We start from the raw sequence: 432 nt of genomic DNA, 5'->3' as shown, positions 1-432 counted from the left end.
GCAGAAGACGGCATACGACATGACGTCGAGTCTCGTGGGCTCGGAGATGTGTATAAGAGACAGACCAAAGCCATCGTCGTCATCAACCCCAATAATCCGACAGGAGCACGCACCTGTCGCGCAAGTTTGGACGCAGGCTGAACGGCAGGTTCAATCTCCCCGTCTATTGGGTTGACGAACGGCTGTCGTCCGTCTATGCCGAAAGCCTGCTTTCGGAAGCACAGGTCTTGGGCAAAAAACGCAAATCGGTGCTCGACCAAGTGGCGGCGCAAGCCATCCTGCACGGTTTTCTCGAGGGCGGGTCTCCCCGCATGGCCAATCGGAACACCGGGTCAGGGGCGGCAGCCCGCAGCCCCCTCCGCTGCGCCAGTTCCGGGGGTTTGGCCCGCCCCCCTCTTTGAAACGCCGGAGCTTCGCTGTTCCGGCGTTCCC

1 other RNA gene and 1 pseudogene are annotated in these 432 nt (G+C 61.3%); both read left to right on the top strand.

The window, feature by feature from the left end:
* Positions 1-113: 113 nt before the first annotated feature.
* Positions 114-284: pseudogene (gene ruvX, locus ACRPFF_RS11180) on the top strand (Holliday junction resolvase RuvX); the annotation flags it as partial.
* A 12-nt stretch (positions 285-296) separates the two neighbouring features.
* Positions 297-393, top strand: an RNA gene (gene ffs, locus ACRPFF_RS11175) — signal recognition particle sRNA small type.
* The last annotated feature ends 39 nt before the right edge of the window (positions 394-432 follow it).

The organism is Neisseria sp. SLRRB23 (genome assembly GCF_050896295.1).
Classification (GTDB): Bacteria; Pseudomonadota; Gammaproteobacteria; order Burkholderiales; family Neisseriaceae; genus Neisseria.
This window is presented reverse-complemented; position numbering and strand designations above follow the sequence as displayed.